Here is a 15,976-nt window from a genome sequence, read left to right as displayed (position 1 = left end):
TCTTTTTTTATTTTATTAATATTTTGAAATAGCAACTGCTATTGTAACACCATCATAAGAAGTTTTTTTATAAATCAATTTTGAATCAAAACCTGCTGTAATTAAAGCTGAAGGTTCACAAACGCCATAGATTCCAAATTTAGATTTTACAAATTCAGATTTTTGTATATCATTTGACTCGAATAATTTTAATTTATCCAAATCAACGAAATTGATTGGAACATTTAATTTATCTGATAATTCTAACATACCTTTTTCATCTTTTTTAATTTCAGCAGATGCAAACATGTTTATTCTTGATATATCCATTTTTAAATCATTCAATGACTTTTTCAATCCATAATATAAATCATTGCATTCTTTTCCACGTTTACATCCTAATCCAACAACAATTTTTCTCTCCTTTAAAATAATCTTATGATTTTGCAACAATACATGGATTTCATCTGTATTTATTTTTGATGAATAATTAATAGAGACATCAATTTCATGTGTATTATTTTTCAAATATTTATATAAATAATCTAAATTTTTTTCAGAATTGACAATAAATGAAATTTGTCTTCCTTCTAAAATTGACTTATTGAAAAATAAAATTTCATCTGTATTATCGATAGACAGGTAAAGATCTCTTGCCAAAACATCAATTCCCAACCTTTTGTTAACATCAGTGGAAGTGGTAATCACAGGTGTTGCATTAATCAATTTGGATACCTTTTTGGTCAATTCATTTGCACCACCCAAGTGCCCTGACAATGTGGATATTACAAAATTTCCATTGTCATCTATGTTTAAAACAGCAGGATCAGATACTTTTGATTCTATTAATGGTGCAATGGATCTAATCAAAATTCCAGATGCCATTACTGCTATTATCGCATCATATTCATAAAATAGTATTGAAAAATATTTTTTTACATTTTTATGATATAAATCAGTTTTTATGACTGTTGAATCAACATCTAATTTATTTTTTAATGTGACTGCCAATTTTTGACCTTTATCTGACACTGAAATTATTGCGATTTTCATAATATCACTTTCATCAATATTAATAATAAGATTATTGTAAATGTAAATAAAATAATTGCTAATTTAGACAATTTTACTGCTTTTTCAATATCTTCAACTTCAATTTCCTTATTTTCATCACCTAAAACATAGGTGTCTTTTTTAACAAGCTTAATATCAAGAGCTCCAGCAGTGGATGCCATTGTATAGCCAGAGTTTGGACTTGGACAATTTCTTGCATCTCTCATCATTATCCTGAAACTGTTTTTACCATTTAAATTAAGAATATAAGCCGATAAAACAACATACAAACCAGCTATTCTGGATGGAATATAATTTAGAATATCATCAATCTTTGCCGGGAAATACCCAATGTCTTTTAATTCTTCAGTTTCATAACCAACCATTGCATCAAGTGTATTGTACAGACGATATAACATTGGAACAAGCAGTAACCAGTATAAAGAATCATTTATCTGATAAAATAATATTATAATGCCAAATATGAAATAGTAAAAAATTGGTGCAACATATGAATCTGTAATGTTTTCAGTTAAACTTTCAATAGTTGCTGAAACGATAAAACTTTCTGTTAATTCATCTGTGTTTCTGCTAACCAAATATGAGACTGATTGTCTAGCTTTATCTAAACTTTCATTTAAATCATTTTTAACATCAACAGCTGTTTGTAATAACATATTTACAGAAAATGAAGATGACAATAATATTGTAAATATAATAAATAATAATATCAGATTGATTTTTCCAATAAAATAAAATAAAAATATTATTACACTTGAAACCAATGTTGTGGACAATACCAATAACAGACCTGATAATCTGTTTTTAATTTTTATGAAAATATTTTTGAAGAAATTTATTATTGATCCATAAATCACAACAGGATGAATTCTTCCTGGAAGTTCACCATATATGACATCAATTGCAAGTGAAAACAATAAAGCCAATATAATAAATAAAAATAAATTTAATGAATTAATATTTCCTCCATTAGAAAAAACAATATCATTAATAAATTTATTATATTCAATCATACTTTATATTATATATAATAAAAAAATATATAATTTATTATTAAATTTTTAAAGATGATACTATGGATTTTGAAGAAAACATTAAAAACTGGTTAATGGACGAAGAATGTCTTATAGAAAAGAAATTTGATGAAAATGCAGATTTTCACTATATCATTGAATTTCCTAAGGATAATATAATGGATGTTGTCAAACCTGTAGGAAAAGATTGTATTATTATTGCTTGTGCTACTCAGGTTGCTCAAGAACATGTCAATTTGATGGTTGCTTCAAGACCTGAAGTGAGAAGGAACTTTATTTTAGATTTACAATTTGGACTTAACAGCTATCTGGTTGATTTTGAACTTAGTATCAATCAGGATCTCTTGCAGCAATTTGTTGTAACAGATACTATTTTTGAAGATGGTTTAACAAAAAACGAATTAATGAAAACTATTAAACGTGTTTTTAAAGCAAAATTACATTGTATTTTCTTAATTGACAAAGCATTTGGTGGAGTTTCACCAAACGTATCATCCTCCAATCAAAACGATATGTTCGTTTAATGAGGGAGAGGTGCATTTCAAGTATAAACTTTTTGAGGGTATATTAAGATTGAAGAGGTATATTTCATCTGTAAACACTTGAAATTTATCTTTTCTATTTTTTCGTTATTTTTAATTTAACCCAATTTTAACATTCATTTTGATATTTAATGATATTAAATCAAATTTTCATTTTCGTTACACTTGAAAACCATGTCTTGAAAATTGATTTTTGCATGAAATATGATACACTTGAAACATATCTCTCACTCTCTTAGAATTTTTTAAAATTTTCTTTTTTATGGAATTTCTCTTTTGATATTTTTTGTTTTTGTCATTTTTTTACACTTGAAATAGTTATTTTATATTTGAAATTTTACTATTTCATGTTTTATATTTTAGATTATTATTATAAGCGTTTTAATTAATTAAGCTGATAAATTTTGTTATTTTTCTAAATTAAGATTTATTGTTATCTATTTTTTATTTTAAGGAATTTTAATTTTCAATTTTATTATTTTATAATAACTATTGTAATAAAAACATTTATTTATGATATTGCTTAATAAATTAACACTGGAATTAATACTTATAGTTTTTTTCTAATTTTTACATTGACTTATAATTTTTTATACTGGTGTTAATAATGGCAAATATTTTCGATGAAATGGAACAAAATGAAACTGATTTAAATATCATTTTTAAAGATAAAAAACCTTTAGATCACAGATTTTTACCTGAAAAATTAGTTCACAGAGAAGAACAGATAAGGCAAATAGCTAAATATTGGGTTGATGCACTAAATCAAGTAACGCCTTCGAATGTAACATTATATGGTAAAACTGGTACTGGTAAAACTGCAGCATCCAAATTTGCCCGTGAACAACTAATTGATGCAGCAAGCCATAAAAATGTTTTTGTTAAGGTTGAATATATCAGATGTACTGATTACACTACTGAATATCAGGTCATTGCTCAATTATGCCAAAAACTTGGAAGGGATGTTCCTAACAGGGGTTGGACAAAAGGAGAAATCGTAAATACCTTTAGGGATATTTTCAAAACTAATGCTTTCGGTAAAAAATTAATTTTAATTGTTATTTTGGATGAAATTGATATCCTGCTCGATAAAGACGGTGATGGAATATTATACACTTTAACAAGGACAGATAATGTTTCCGTTTTATCCATTAGTAATTATCTTGATTTTAAAAATTTAATCAAATCCAGAGTAACCAGCAGTTTGAACGATAAGGAAATTGTATTTCCTCCTTATGGAGCAGATCAATTAAGTGATATATTGTCTGAAAGGGCTCAATTGTCATTCAATGATGATGTTTTAGATAGTGATGTTATTCCATTATGTTCTGCTATGGCTGCCAAAGAAGAAGGTGATGCAAGATATGCTCTTGACTTACTTAAAAATGCTGGTGAATTGGCTTTTGATGAAAATGCGGAAAAAGTCACTAGCGAACATGTTAGAATCGCAAAAGATAGAATAGAGCATAATAAGGTCACTGAAATTATTCAAACATTGCCTTTACAACAGCAAAGGGTTTTGGAAGCAATATTGAATTTGACTAAACAAGGTGATGAAATCAGCTCTGGAAAATTATATGATGAATATAAGGAATTATCCAAGCAGGATGCTGTTACATACAGAAGGATATTCGACTTTATTAACGAACTTGAATTATTGGGAATAATTTCTACCAATACAATTTCTCGTGGTCGTGGAAAAGGCAGAACCAATATCATCAAGTTGCAGTGTGATGAAAATTTACTTGAAACAACCCTTTTCTCTATTTAGGGTTGTTTTTAATTAATGTTTTTAGAATAGCCATTCTTACAGGAACGGCATTGAATGCTTGAGTGAAATATTTATTGTATCTTGTATCATCGACATCAGTATCTATTTCATCAATTCTAGGCAATGGATGCATTACAATAACATCTTTACCTTCAAGCATTTTTTTATTTACTATATAAGCTCCTTTTATTTTTAAATAATCGTTGATATCACCAAAACGCTCCTTTTGAATTCTTGTAACATATAACACGTCAACATCATCAATTATACTTTCAATGTTATTCACTTCTTCATAAACAATATTGGTCTTATCTATATCGTGAAGAACTTCCTGAGGCATTTTAAGCTTATCCGGTGATACTAAATATATTTTAACGTTATTGTATAAACATAATGCATTTGATAATGAATGTACTGTACGACCGAATTTCAAATCACCTATCAATGCTATTTTTAAATTGTCGATTTCACCAATTTCCTTTTTTATGGTATACAAATCTAGCAATGTTTGTGTTGGGTGTTGGCCTGCACCATCTCCGGCATTAATGACTGGAACGTCAACAATATCTGATATGAACTTTGAAACTCCTTCAAGTTCATGTCTGATTACCAAAGCATCACTATATCCTTCAAACATTTTTGCTGTATCTGCAATGCTTTCACCTTTTGACACGGAACTTGAACCACTAGTTTCAAATCCAATGCATTCACCATTTAAACGTTTCATGGCAGTTTCAAAAGACATTCTTGTTCTTGTTGATGGTTCAAAGAACATTAAACCTAATATTTTTCCTTTTAATTCTTCAGAAATTTCTTTTGATTTAGCAATATCCTCTAACTTGCTTGCTTCTTCAAGAATATAATCTATATCTTCCCTATCGAAATCCTTTATGGAAATTATATTTTTTAATTTAAAAATTCTAATCACCTTTTCTATATTATTCTTTCTATAGGCACAACAAGTATATCTTTTGCACCTGCATTCCTTAATTTATTCACTAGATCAAAAACTTCATCTTCATCTATTACTGCTTGTGCTGCAACAGTTTCTTCTTCTGACAATACTTCAGATATTGTTAAACCACCCATTGATGGCATAACTTCTTTTACACACTCCAAATCTTTTGTTTTTACATTCATCATTAATAATTTTTTACGTGCAGCATCCAATACACCTTTGATACTGGTACTGACTGAATCAATTAAATCCTTTTTAGTTTCAACACTTTTTTTATTTGCGATAAGAACTATTGAACTTTTAAGTAATGTATCTACAATTTCCAGGTGATTCATTTTTAATGTTGTTCCAGTACTGGTTAAATCAGTTATTAAATCGGCAACACCTATAAATGGAGCCGCTTCTGTAGATCCGCTTAATTTAACGATTTTTAAATTTAGATTATTTTTTTCAAGATATTTTTTTGTTAATGTTGGAAATTCTGTAGCTAATGTCATTTCGGATGTAATGTCATCAATTGATTTGATGTTTGAATCTTCAGGGGCCGCCAAGACCAAATTTGTTTTTCCAAATTTCAAATCAAGCAATTCGATAACATCAGCTTCGCTTTCTTTTATTAAATCTATACCTGTTATTCCAATATCTGCTATTCCATCTTGAACAAATTCAGGAATATCTGATGCTCTTGCAAATAAAACATCAATATCTTTATTAAAAGTTTTAGAAATTAATTTTCTGCTTTCTCTGTCCTTTAATCCTAATCCTGCCTTTTCTAAAATATTTATTGAAGGTTCACTTATTCGTCCTTTGGAAGGAACAGCAATTTTTATTTTCATTATAATCTTTCCAATTTTTTATATGTTTATATTTTTGTAATCGTGTTATTTAATACTTTTTTTTAGGTTTTAGTATTATTAATCATTATAAATCTTACTACTTTTAAATATTTATTCTTATTTTTTTGTTTTGTCAACTATTTAAGCAAAATATTTAAATATTAAGTCATATTATAATGTATATCTAACTTAAGATTAATTGAATTAGTCTTAAGTTTTAATAAAATTTACGAGGTGAAAATTATGTCTGAAATACCAAAAGCTCCTATTGCAAGAATCATCAAAGAAGCTGGTGCTGAAAGAGTTAGTGAAGATGCAAAAGCAGAATTAGCTGCATACGTTGAAGAAGTTGCTCGTAACGTTGCTAAAGAAGCTACTCAAGTTGCTAAAATAGCAAAACGTAAAACTATTAAAGCTGATGATATTAAATTAGCTATTAAAAACTTATAATTAAGTTTTTAACTACTTTTTTTATTTTTTTTAGGTGTTATTATGAAGGATAATACTATATTGATTAAAAATGCATTAATTTTAAATCCGAATAACTTTGAAAATAAGGAACAATCCCTTTTAATAAAAAATGATGTTATTTCTGAAATTTCTGATGAAATCGATGAAGGAAATGTTGACAAGGTAATCGATGCAACCGGAAAAATATTACTTCCGGGATTAATTAATACTCATACTCATTTATCAATGGCATTGTTTAGAGGTTTAGCCGATGACTTAAGTTTGGACAGTTGGCTGAATGATCATATATGGCCTATGGAAGCAAATCTTAATGGAGAATATTGTTATATTGGGGCATTATTGGGTGCCGTTGAATTAATCAAATCAGGTACAACAACTTTCAGTGACATGTATTTTTATATGGAGGATGTTGCCCGTGCAGTAGATGAAGCTGGTATCAGGGCAGTCTTATCATATGGAATGATTGATTTTGGAGATGCTGAAAGAAGGGAAAATGAAATTAAGGAAAATATTAAATTATATGAAAATTGTAATGGAATGGCTAATGGAAGAATCAAAGTATTCTTTGGACCTCATTCTCCTTACACAGCATCAGAGGAATTGTTGATTAAAGTTCGCCAACTAGCAGACGAATACAATATGGGAATTCATATACATGTTTCTGAAACTGAAAAAGAAATTAATGATGTTTCTCAAGAAAAAGGATTAAGACCTTTTGAATACTTGGATAAAATAGGATTTTTAGGTCCAGATGTTGTTGCCGCTCATTGTGTATGGTTAAACGATAATGAAATAGAGATTATAAAGAAAAACAATGTCAAAGTTTCACATAATCCATGCAGTAATATGAAATTGGCTTCAGGTATCGCTCCTATTTCAAAATTGATTGAAAATGATGTTTGCGTAAGCATAGGTACTGATGGCGCTTCTTCAAATAATAATCTTGATTTGATTGAAGAGCTTAAGACTGCAAGCTTGCTTCAGAAAGTATCCACACTTGACCCTAAAGTCTTATCTTCAGATGAAGCTTTAACTATGGGAACCATTAAAGGTGCAGAAGCTTTAGGACTTGAAGATGAGATAGGTTCCATTGAAGTAGGCAAAAAGGCAGATATTATTTTGATTGATACTGATTCAGCTAATATGGTTCCAAACAGTTCCAATTTGAGTTCAAACATTATTTACTCAGCTAATGGTTCTAATGTTGACACTACCATTTGTGATGGTAAAATATTGATGGAAAATAAAAAATTAGTTGTTTTGGATGAACAAGAAATTTATGACAAAGCTAGAAAGGCTATAAAAGAATTAAAAGAATTAAAAGAAGCTAATATCTAGCTTCAAATTCTATTTTATTTTTATTTATTACAATACTTTTTTTCCATTCATCTAGACTTTCAGGGAAATCAGATCTGAAATGAGCACCCCTACTTTCTCTACGAAGTATTGCTGATTTTACAGTTAAAATACATATTTCAACCATGTTGATTACTTCAAGAGCTGTTACCAATTCGGTATTATACTGCTTTTTCTCACTTACGTCAAGGCTGTCCAGTTCCTTTTGCATTTCTAGAAGTTCACCTAAAGCTTCGTTTAATGTTTTTTCATCTCTTACAATAGCTACTTTCTCCCACATTAATTTTTTAATTCTGTTCTTAAATTCCTGTGGTTTGATAGTACCTTTTTTGATAATTCCTTCAATTCTTGAAGCTTCTTTTTCAACCATTTCTTCATTGGTTTTTAAATCGGTTTGTTTGGCGGCTTTGGATGCACTTTCACCGGCTATTTTTCCAAACACTTGTGTATCTGCCAGTGCATTACCTCCCAAACGGTTTGCTCCATGAACTCCTCCGCAAACTTCCCCTGCTCCAAATAGGTTTTCAAGGGATGTTGATGCATCAGTATTGATTTTCAAACCACCCATAAAGTGATGTGCGGTAGGAGCCACTTCTATTGGCTCATGTTTAATGTCTACACCAACATTTTCGAACTGCAAAACCATTGTTTCGAGTTTTTCATCAATATAATCGTCATCCAAATGAGAAATATCTAAATAGACTCCTCCATCATCTGTTCCTTTTCCTTCAATTATTTCATGATATATTGAGCGAGCAACAACATCGCGTGTGGCTAGTTCCATTTTTTCAGGAGCATATTTGGACATGAATCTTTCACCATCTTTGTTTAGGAGGATTCCACCTTCAGCTCTTACTGCTTCGGTTACTAAAATTCCCCTTTTGGTTTTTGGTTTTACCATACCTGTCGGGTGGAATTGAATTTGTTCCATATCAATCAAATTGGCTCCGGCTCTAAATGCTATTGCATATCCGTCTCCATTTTTCTGGAATGTGTTTGATGTTACAGGGTATAATTGACCAGCTCCTCCACTGGCCAATATTGTTGATTTTGCTTGGAAATATATTAAACTGGAATCTTTTAAATCAAATCCGCATGCACCTATTACCTGTGTGCCTTCGCATACAAGTGATGTTATCATTACTTCTTCAATACATTCAATATCTCTTCTAATGATTTCTTCTTTAAGTGCATTTAACAATTCTGCGCCTGTTCTGTCTCCTTGATAACATGTTCTTCTAAAAGATTGCCCACCGAATGGTCTTTGATCAATTTCACCTGATTCCTGACGGTCAAATAGAGCTCCATAATTTTCCAAATCTATCAATCTTTTTGGTGATTCATTGACTAATATTTCAACAAGTTTTTCATCGTTGAGGTAACTTCCTCCCTTAAGGGTGTCGTGCATGTGAGCTTCTATTGAATCGTCTTTGTCTACAGTTTTGAAAACAGCATTATAACCGCCTTCAGCCATTCCAGTACAACCAGATCTAAATGAAAGACCTTTAGAAACTATGAGGGGTTTTAAACCAGCATCATCAACTTCTATTGCTGCTCTGGAACCTGCCCCTCCAGATCCTATTATTAATACATCCGATGAGATAGTTTTTATTTCCATTATATTACCCTGTAAAATAATTTGTGATAGTATTTATATTCATGATAGTTAAAATAAATTTCTTTAAAATATTTATAACAAAAATGAGTTAATTATAGTTATGTATCTATATTTGTTAGATTAAGTTTTAATAAAATATTTTACATTTCAACTAAATTAAAAAAATGATTAAATATTTTAACATTAACAATTAGTACATGTAATTTAATTAGAGGTTTTTTCATGAAAATAGAGGGTGAAATAGTAAGCGGTTTGGGGAAAGGATCATATTTTCTATCACAGGAATTTTACACTAAAGAGTTTGAAAAAAATTTGGGTTTTATTCCATATCCCGGAACTTTAAATGTCATAGTTAGTGAAGAATATCTTGGCGAGATTAATAAAATCAAAAATGAGTGTGAAAATTTAATAAAGCCAGATACTGAATTTGGAGCTGTAAAATATATTGAAGCAATATTAAATGATAATGTTAATGGAGCTATTGTCTTTCCTGCCAAGACCACTCATGAAGAAAATTATCTGGAATTCATTTGTGAAAAGAAGTTAAGGGATGAGTACAATCTTGCCGATGGTGACATTGTATCTTTGGAGTTCTAATTTTTTTAATTAATTTTATATTTTTACAGATTTACCAAAAAGTTTTTTATATATGACTAATATATTTGATAATACGTTCTCAGGGCGGGGTGCAATTCCCCACCGGTGGTGATTTTGATAAAATAAGTCCACGAGCACAAACTAAGTGTTGATTTGGTGAAATTCCAAAACCGACGGTGATAGTCCGGATGGAAGAGAAGTAATAGATTGTAGTTATTTTTAGCCCTGGTTCTAGTAAATAAGGAGATATTACTATGAATCAAGAAACAAACTTAGATAAAGCTTTAGAAGCTATTAGAAACGGTGAATTCGTACTTGTTTTTGATGATGATGATAGGGAAGGCGAAGTTGACATGATTATCGCTTCCGAATTCGTAACCCCTAAATCAATTGCAACCATGAGAAATGATGCTGGTGGTTTAATTTGTAACTGTCTACATTCTGATTTTTGTGAAGCAATTAAATTACCGTTTATGGTTGATATTATGCAAGCTGCATGTGAAAAATATCCAGAACTTGCTGAACTTGCACCAAATGATATTCCATATGATGAAAGGTCTTCCTTTTCAATTTGGACCAATCACAGAAAATCTTTCACAGGTGTAACAGATCATGACAGAGCAATGACCATTAGTGAAATGGCTTTAATGATGAAAGATGAAAGATTTGATGAATTCGGAGCTACTTTTAGATCTCCTGGGCATGTTTGTCTTTTAAGAGGAGCGGACGGACTTGTAAAAAATAGAAGGGGACACACTGAAATAGGTCTTGCATTATGTGAACTTGCAGGTGTTACTCCGGTATGTGTAGTTTGTGAAATGATGGATGGTGAAACCGGACAGGCTACTTCAATCGCCGATGCTCGCAAATATGCTGAAGAGAATGGATTAATCTTGCTTAGAGGCGAAGATATCATTAATAAATATTTAGAAGAATAATTAATTTAAATTATTCTTTTTTTTATCTACAATATAATTAGCTATAAATTCTGTAATCTGTTTTATTTTATAGGAATTGTAAATGCTGAATGCAACATATCTTCCGTCATTCATTTGTATTTCCAAACCGTCCTTAACTTCTTTTGATTGATTTATAGCTATTATTTTTATCCAAGGAATCCTTAATGTCTTAGTTTTCAAAGCCTTTTCAATATGGATTCCGTCATCCTTGAATCTGACTGTCTTTACCACACGTCTGTTAATGTCGGATGCAATCTGAATATCTCCATTTTCATCAAAGATATAGTCAGGAATAAGACAAGTTGCTTTCCATCCCTGTTTCATTTTTTTCAGTACATGTGCACGATCTTTTTTTGTAAGTTTAACGCCTGTTTCGGGACTTAAATTAAGAGCCATTATATCACTTTACTTTTAATTTCATCAAATGTATAAATTTTATTGAATTCGACTTCACGGGCCATTGCGATTATTTCATCAATATTTAAATTATTCTCAATTAATTCCATTGCATATGATGTAAATAATTCATATCTAATTTCAACTTCAGGAATAAATCCTCTCATATCAGCATTTTTTAATTTAGGAAGTTTTAGAACTTTTTCGACATTGGAATTATTCCTAATATATGGTACTACATTTTCGAATATATCATCATTATATACTTTATTGAGCAAAACTGCCTCAACTGAAACTCCAAATTTTTCAAGCATATTGGCATGTGAAACAATGTCTATAGCTGCAGATTCAATTCCACCTTTGTTTACACCTGTAGCTAAAATCATAGGAATGTTTGATGACATTGCAATTTCAGCAGCTGAAAATGGTACTTTTTCATTTAAAAGACCTGTAAACACACTCATAACACCTTCAATAAGCACGATATCATAGTCAGATGAGTTGAGTTTCGCGACTGTAGATTCGATATCACACCATCCAAGATGACCGATTTTTATGGATGCGAAATCTTCCATCTTTCCTTTTGTCAGGTACAATCCAGGTATGATATCACGAACGTCAGGACCTACTTTTAGCAGTGCAACCTTATAACCTCTTTTTCTGATTGCACCTGCAAGGCCTGTTAATATGAAAGTTTTACCTGAGTCTGAGCCATTACTTCCAATCATTAAGTATTTGGGTTTGTTGAGAGGTTTAATTTCAGGTATTTTTATGTTTGTGTTGATTCCTACTTCATGCTGTAGGAATTTTTTGACATGTATATTTCTATTGTAAATATCATCGAGGTCTTGTATATCTATTTGTTCCCTTAGGTTTTCTACAAGAATTGGGTTTTCATCTAGGATGCCATGAATCATGGTACCGATGACATTACCATCATCGTTACATGCTCCAGAAAAGATGTTATAATCACCTTTTTCGTTTGTATCTCCATAATTCATTCTTTGAACTTTTGAATAGAATAATGGTTTGGCATCTCCTTCAACTTTACCATAGGTATGAGTGTGAAAACCGTCAACATCTTCTGTCTGGTTTTTTACTAAAAATGAGTTGTCAAATACTTTTGCCTTAACTCGGTCGCTTGTAATTAATGGAGAAAAATTCACGTCAATTAAACCTAGCCCTTCTTTAACGATTGGTACTGGTGATTTTCTTCCGATATCTATCTGGTTTGAAAGAAGCTGAAAGCCGGCACAAATTCCAATAATCGGTTTTCCGTCACGGGCCATTTTTTTAATTTCAGTATTTAATCCCATGTTTATGTCATTGGATTCGATTAATGTTCCACCTGGGATGATTAATGCATCCAGTTCTTGTGAAGCTTTAATACCATTAACAAGACCATTTTCTTTTACTATATCTGTAGGTAGATTTCCAAAATCTTCAAATCCTGGAACAGACCCATTTAAATAAGCAAGCCCTATTTTTGTCATAAAAATAACCTCTCTTATATTCTATTGTTTTTTATAGTGTATAAAATTTAGAGGTGTATTTCAAGTGTAAAATTTGATGATGATGTTTTGAAAACTATTTAATGGGATGGTTTGAATTTCAAATTTACATGGATTGTTCATCCAGGAGGTTTTCCCCTTCTTTCCATTCCTTATATTCATAATATAATTGTTCATCTTTTATTTTTAAATCTTCAAGGAAATGCTTTTGTTTTTCATCATCCAGTTTTGATAGGATTTTTTCAATTGCAAGAAATGGAGCTAATTTCGGTTTTGGATCTTCTTTCTTTTGCATTTTTATTTTTATCAAATCACAAATTTCCTTTAAATAATCAATGTTTAAAAGATAGATTGTTTCAGGACTTGGGTCACGTTCATAATATTTTTCCGGCAATTCATCATTTTCAAAGTCTTTCATGAATTTAATTATTCTGTCCCTTTCTTGCAAAACCTTTTCAAGGCTTGAATATTCAAATTCCTTTCTATAACTTTTTGAATCCAATATCATATTAATTGCTCCAAACCTTTTTTCAATTTAATAAAATAAAAATCAGTGTAAAAAAAAAAAAATAATTTATTGAGTGTTTTCAAAAACACTCATAGCTTTGATAATTTTTTCATCATCTAATGGTTTAGCTTGAATTTGAAGTCCTACTGGAATATTGTCCACTTCACCAGCTTTAATGCTTCCTGCCGGAATACCTGCAAGGTTAGCTATTACTGTTAATATGTCGTAGGCATACATTTCCATAGGTTCTATTTCAGAACCAATTTCGTGAGGAAGTTTAGGCACGGTTGGTCCCACAATCAAGTCCACATTTTCAAGCATTGCGGTGATTTCCCCTCTGATTACAGACCTTGCTTTTAAAGCTTGTTTGTAGTATTTTCCACTGAATTCAGCTTCTGCAATGTGTGAACCTATTTTAATTCTTCTTAAAACTTCTTCACCACATACTTCTTCAATTCTATAACCATAGTCTCTTCCATCGTATTTTCTGGTTGCAGAGAAGAATTCGACATAGTTAATCAAGTAATATGTTGGTAAACATAAATCAATGTAATCGAAACTGACTTCAACAAGTTCTGCTCCGGCATCAACCAATTTATCGATAGCCTTGTTGACGGTTTTGTTAATTTCTTCGTCTGTAACATCAATGAATTCTTTACATACAGCTATTTTCATGCCTTCCAAACTTGTGTCTTCTAAAACTTCGGTGAAATCAGGTTTATCCCAGTCGAGAGTGGTACATTCTGTTTCATCATATTTTGCAATTGAATTTAAAGCTAGTGCAATTCCGCTTACATCGTTAGCTAACGGTCCAATTTGGTCCAGACTCATGGACAAATCAAGTAAACCTTGTCTTGAAACGGCACCGTATGTTGGTTTAAATCCAACAACACCACAGTGGGATGCAGGGTTTCTGATGGATCCACCGGTATCTGAACCGATTGAAATGTCACACATTTCCGCTGCAATAGCTGCTGCACAACCTCCGGAGGAACCTCCAGGGATTCTTCCCATTGCCGCTGGGTTTTGGGTAGGTCCATAGTATGAAGTTTCAGTTGAACTTCCTGCTGCAAATTCATCCATATTTAAAATACCGATGATTATTCCATCTTCGGCAAGGATTTCTTCAACTACTGTTGCATTATAGCTTCCAATGTAATCTTCCAGGGTTTTGGAAGCTGCAGAAATAATCAAATCTTCCACATTAATGTTTGCTTTAATACCAAATACTAGACCAGCTAAAGCACCAACTTCTTCACCGTCTGCTATTTTCGCATCAATAGCTTCCGCTTGTTTTAATGCATTTTCATAATTTAATTCAATAAATGCATTAATGCTTTCGTTTTTTTCATCGATAACTTTAATGAAGCCTTCTACATTTTCTTTAGCTGTCATTTCTCCATTTTTTATGGAGTTTAATTTTTCAATAACGTTCATTAAAACACCTTAATAATCGTAAATTTATAATATTATTATTTTATTTTTTAAGGTTTATAAAGTTGTTTTTTTTACAAAGTTATAAATAATTATTTTTAAAGATTAATTAAACATGAAAAAAGCTATTGTATTTGATAACTCCGGGACATTAATAGAACGGTATAGAGTTATTAAAGATGTTTTCAACGGAGACATATTTACTAACATCAATTCTTTGGAGTTGATAGATTCTGCTGATTCTCTGGCATTGGTTGTACTTCAATTCAACACAAACAAATTGTTGAAATTAGACTCCAATACTTTAATTTCCGATGTTATTAAGCAGTATAACATAGATTTTGATGTCAGCTTTTCTACCAGTCAGGTTTCTAAGGCTGAAATTAAGGCCATTCTTGATGATGAAACTACAACTACTATATCAGACATCACTGATGGCTTTGAAATTCTGGGAGAAAAGATTCCCCACATGGAACTGTGCAATGGATCTGCATTAATTGTCGATATCGATTTGGGTCAGGTTGCATATACTATAACGTCTGCAGGTAAATTCTTCCCTAGAGTTTTTGAAACAATTGAAACTTTAAAGTCACGCGGAATTGAGATATATATCGCTTCAGGTGACAGAAAAGGAGCAATTAACAGATTGGCCAATATGCTCGATGTTCCCGAGGACAATGCATATGGAACAGTTTCAACTAGAGGCAAAGGTGAAGTTGTTTCCATTCTTAAAGATGCTGGTTTTAAAGTCATGATGGTTGGTGATGGATTAAATGATTTAATTGCATTTAATAAAGCGGATGTTAGTGTTTTGACTATTGAACAGCAGGAAGAAGTGTCTCCTAAAATGTTGGATAAGACAGATTATGTTATAGATGATATTTTTGAAGTCACAAAAATTGATTTTTAATTATTTTTTTTGAAAATTTTTA

At 30.9% G+C, this 15,976-nt stretch carries 16 protein-coding genes and 1 riboswitch; of the genes, 7 read left to right on the top strand and 9 right to left on the bottom strand.

All coding sequences use genetic code 11. The annotated features are described in order from the left end of the window. Nucleotides 1-15 precede the first annotated feature (15 nt). Both QZN45_RS02650 and QZN45_RS02645 read right to left on the bottom strand, forming a co-directional pair. Nucleotides 16-1,032: a cobalt-precorrin 5A hydrolase gene (locus QZN45_RS02650; RefSeq protein ID WP_296810915.1), complete on the bottom strand. Its 1,017-nt coding sequence runs from the start codon at nucleotides 1,030-1,032 to the stop codon at nucleotides 16-18. Continuing rightward, nucleotides 1,029-2,066 (bottom strand): cobalamin biosynthesis protein, encoded by a 1,038-nt coding sequence (locus QZN45_RS02645; protein ID WP_296810912.1) that lies wholly within the window; start codon nucleotides 2,064-2,066, stop codon nucleotides 1,029-1,031. Before QZN45_RS02645 ends, QZN45_RS02650 begins: the two co-directional genes overlap by 4 nt. Nucleotides 2,067-2,128: 62 nt before the next feature. On the opposite strand from QZN45_RS02645, the gene QZN45_RS02640 reads away from it, so the two are divergent. Then, complete coding sequence (locus tag QZN45_RS02640; protein ID WP_292609678.1) at nucleotides 2,129-2,611, top strand: DUF2299 domain-containing protein; 483 nt, start codon at nucleotides 2,129-2,131, stop codon at nucleotides 2,609-2,611. A gap of 625 nt (nucleotides 2,612-3,236) precedes the next feature. After that, nucleotides 3,237-4,400: a Cdc6/Cdc18 family protein gene (locus tag QZN45_RS02635; RefSeq protein ID WP_292609676.1), complete on the top strand. Its 1,164-nt coding sequence runs from the start codon at nucleotides 3,237-3,239 to the stop codon at nucleotides 4,398-4,400. Here QZN45_RS02635 and pyrB read toward each other — a convergent pair. Next, entirely contained in the window at nucleotides 4,393-5,328 is a 936-nt protein-coding gene (gene pyrB, locus QZN45_RS02630; RefSeq protein WP_292880709.1) for an aspartate carbamoyltransferase, read from the bottom strand. The two genes, QZN45_RS02635 and pyrB, sit on opposite strands and share 8 nt — an antisense overlap. Nucleotides 5,329-5,333: 5 nt before the next feature. Next, the gene (gene hisG, locus QZN45_RS02625) at nucleotides 5,334-6,194 is read right to left on the bottom strand and encodes an ATP phosphoribosyltransferase (protein ID WP_292609672.1); all 861 of its coding nucleotides are present in this window, start codon (nucleotides 6,192-6,194) and stop codon (nucleotides 5,334-5,336) included. A 240-nt stretch (nucleotides 6,195-6,434) separates the two neighbouring features. Here hisG and QZN45_RS02620 point away from each other — a divergent pair, with 240 nt between their 5' ends. Together QZN45_RS02620 and QZN45_RS02615 are read left to right on the top strand one after the other, a co-directional pair. Beyond that, the gene (locus QZN45_RS02620) at nucleotides 6,435-6,644 is read left to right on the top strand and encodes a histone family protein (RefSeq protein WP_330048216.1); all 210 of its coding nucleotides are present in this window, start codon (nucleotides 6,435-6,437) and stop codon (nucleotides 6,642-6,644) included. 42 nt (nucleotides 6,645-6,686) lie between these two features. Then, complete coding sequence (locus tag QZN45_RS02615; RefSeq protein ID WP_296810908.1) at nucleotides 6,687-8,003, top strand: amidohydrolase family protein; 1,317 nt, start codon at nucleotides 6,687-6,689, stop codon at nucleotides 8,001-8,003. On the opposite strand, the gene tfrA is transcribed toward QZN45_RS02615, so the two are convergent. Next, complete coding sequence (gene tfrA, locus QZN45_RS02610) at nucleotides 7,993-9,639, bottom strand: fumarate reductase (CoM/CoB) subunit TfrA (protein ID WP_296810904.1); 1,647 nt, start codon at nucleotides 9,637-9,639, stop codon at nucleotides 7,993-7,995. The genes QZN45_RS02615 and tfrA overlap by 11 nt on opposite strands. A gap of 222 nt (nucleotides 9,640-9,861) precedes the next feature. Between tfrA and QZN45_RS02605 the strand changes: the two genes are divergently transcribed. Both QZN45_RS02605 and ribB read left to right on the top strand, forming a co-directional pair. Then, complete coding sequence (locus tag QZN45_RS02605; protein ID WP_292609666.1) at nucleotides 9,862-10,236, top strand: DUF120 domain-containing protein; 375 nt, start codon at nucleotides 9,862-9,864, stop codon at nucleotides 10,234-10,236. Nucleotides 10,237-10,306: 70 nt separating this feature from the next. Beyond that, nucleotides 10,307-10,440: riboswitch (FMN riboswitch) on the top strand. Nucleotides 10,441-10,490: 50 nt separating this feature from the next. Then, entirely contained in the window at nucleotides 10,491-11,174 is a 684-nt protein-coding gene (gene ribB, locus QZN45_RS02600; RefSeq protein ID WP_292609664.1) for a 3,4-dihydroxy-2-butanone-4-phosphate synthase, read from the top strand. Here the strand turns inward: ribB and QZN45_RS02595 are convergent, their stop codons facing one another. The 4 genes from QZN45_RS02595 to gatA form a co-directional block, all read right to left on the bottom strand. Then, nucleotides 11,175-11,591: a hypothetical protein gene (locus tag QZN45_RS02595; protein ID WP_292609662.1), complete on the bottom strand. Its 417-nt coding sequence runs from the start codon at nucleotides 11,589-11,591 to the stop codon at nucleotides 11,175-11,177. It lies immediately after the preceding gene. After that, the gene (locus QZN45_RS02590) at nucleotides 11,591-13,084 is read right to left on the bottom strand and encodes a DJ-1/PfpI family protein (RefSeq protein WP_292609660.1); all 1,494 of its coding nucleotides are present in this window, start codon (nucleotides 13,082-13,084) and stop codon (nucleotides 11,591-11,593) included. The genes QZN45_RS02595 and QZN45_RS02590 overlap by 1 nt, the downstream gene beginning before the upstream one ends. A gap of 124 nt (nucleotides 13,085-13,208) precedes the next feature. After that, nucleotides 13,209-13,610 carry a hypothetical protein gene (locus QZN45_RS02585; protein ID WP_292609658.1) on the bottom strand — a complete coding sequence of 134 codons (402 nt, stop codon included), beginning with the start codon at nucleotides 13,608-13,610 and terminating at the stop codon, nucleotides 13,209-13,211. A 66-nt stretch (nucleotides 13,611-13,676) separates the two neighbouring features. Next, nucleotides 13,677-15,047, bottom strand: a complete 1,371-nt coding sequence (gene gatA / locus QZN45_RS02580) for an Asp-tRNA(Asn)/Glu-tRNA(Gln) amidotransferase subunit GatA (RefSeq protein ID WP_296810897.1) — start codon at nucleotides 15,045-15,047, stop codon at nucleotides 13,677-13,679. Nucleotides 15,048-15,159: 112 nt separating this feature from the next. Between gatA and QZN45_RS02575 the strand changes: the two genes are divergently transcribed. Next, nucleotides 15,160-15,954, top strand: a complete 795-nt coding sequence (locus QZN45_RS02575; protein ID WP_292880745.1) for an HAD family hydrolase — start codon at nucleotides 15,160-15,162, stop codon at nucleotides 15,952-15,954. Nucleotides 15,955-15,976 lie beyond the last annotated feature (22 nt).

Source organism: uncultured Methanobrevibacter sp. (genome assembly GCF_900314695.1).
GTDB lineage: Archaea > Methanobacteriota > Methanobacteria > Methanobacteriales > Methanobacteriaceae > Methanocatella.
Note: the sequence above shows the minus strand (reverse complement) of the source record. Positions and strands in the feature narration are given on the sequence as shown.

Coding starts and splice junctions, on each gene's coding strand:
- QZN45_RS02650 (WP_296810915.1), bottom strand. CDS start 1,032: ATGAAAATCGCAATAATTTCAGTGTCAGATAAAGGTCAAAAATTGGCA.
- QZN45_RS02645 (WP_296810912.1), bottom strand. CDS start 2,066: ATGATTGAATATAATAAATTTATTAATGATATTGTTTTTTCTAATGGA.
- QZN45_RS02640 (WP_292609678.1), top strand. CDS start 2,129: ATGGATTTTGAAGAAAACATTAAAAACTGGTTAATGGACGAAGAATGT.
- QZN45_RS02635 (WP_292609676.1), top strand. CDS start 3,237: ATGGCAAATATTTTCGATGAAATGGAACAAAATGAAACTGATTTAAAT.
- hisG (WP_292609672.1), bottom strand. CDS start 6,194: ATGAAAATAAAAATTGCTGTTCCTTCCAAAGGACGAATAAGTGAACCT.
- QZN45_RS02615 (WP_296810908.1), top strand. CDS start 6,687: ATGAAGGATAATACTATATTGATTAAAAATGCATTAATTTTAAATCCG.
- tfrA (WP_296810904.1), bottom strand. CDS start 9,639: ATGGAAATAAAAACTATCTCATCGGATGTATTAATAATAGGATCTGGA.
- QZN45_RS02605 (WP_292609666.1), top strand. CDS start 9,862: ATGAAAATAGAGGGTGAAATAGTAAGCGGTTTGGGGAAAGGATCATAT.
- ribB (WP_292609664.1), top strand. CDS start 10,491: ATGAATCAAGAAACAAACTTAGATAAAGCTTTAGAAGCTATTAGAAAC.
- QZN45_RS02595 (WP_292609662.1), bottom strand. CDS start 11,591: ATGGCTCTTAATTTAAGTCCCGAAACAGGCGTTAAACTTACAAAAAAA.
- QZN45_RS02590 (WP_292609660.1), bottom strand. CDS start 13,084: ATGACAAAAATAGGGCTTGCTTATTTAAATGGGTCTGTTCCAGGATTT.
- QZN45_RS02585 (WP_292609658.1), bottom strand. CDS start 13,610: ATGATATTGGATTCAAAAAGTTATAGAAAGGAATTTGAATATTCAAGC.
- gatA (WP_296810897.1), bottom strand. CDS start 15,047: ATGAACGTTATTGAAAAATTAAACTCCATAAAAAATGGAGAAATGACA.
- QZN45_RS02575 (WP_292880745.1), top strand. CDS start 15,160: ATGAAAAAAGCTATTGTATTTGATAACTCCGGGACATTAATAGAACGG.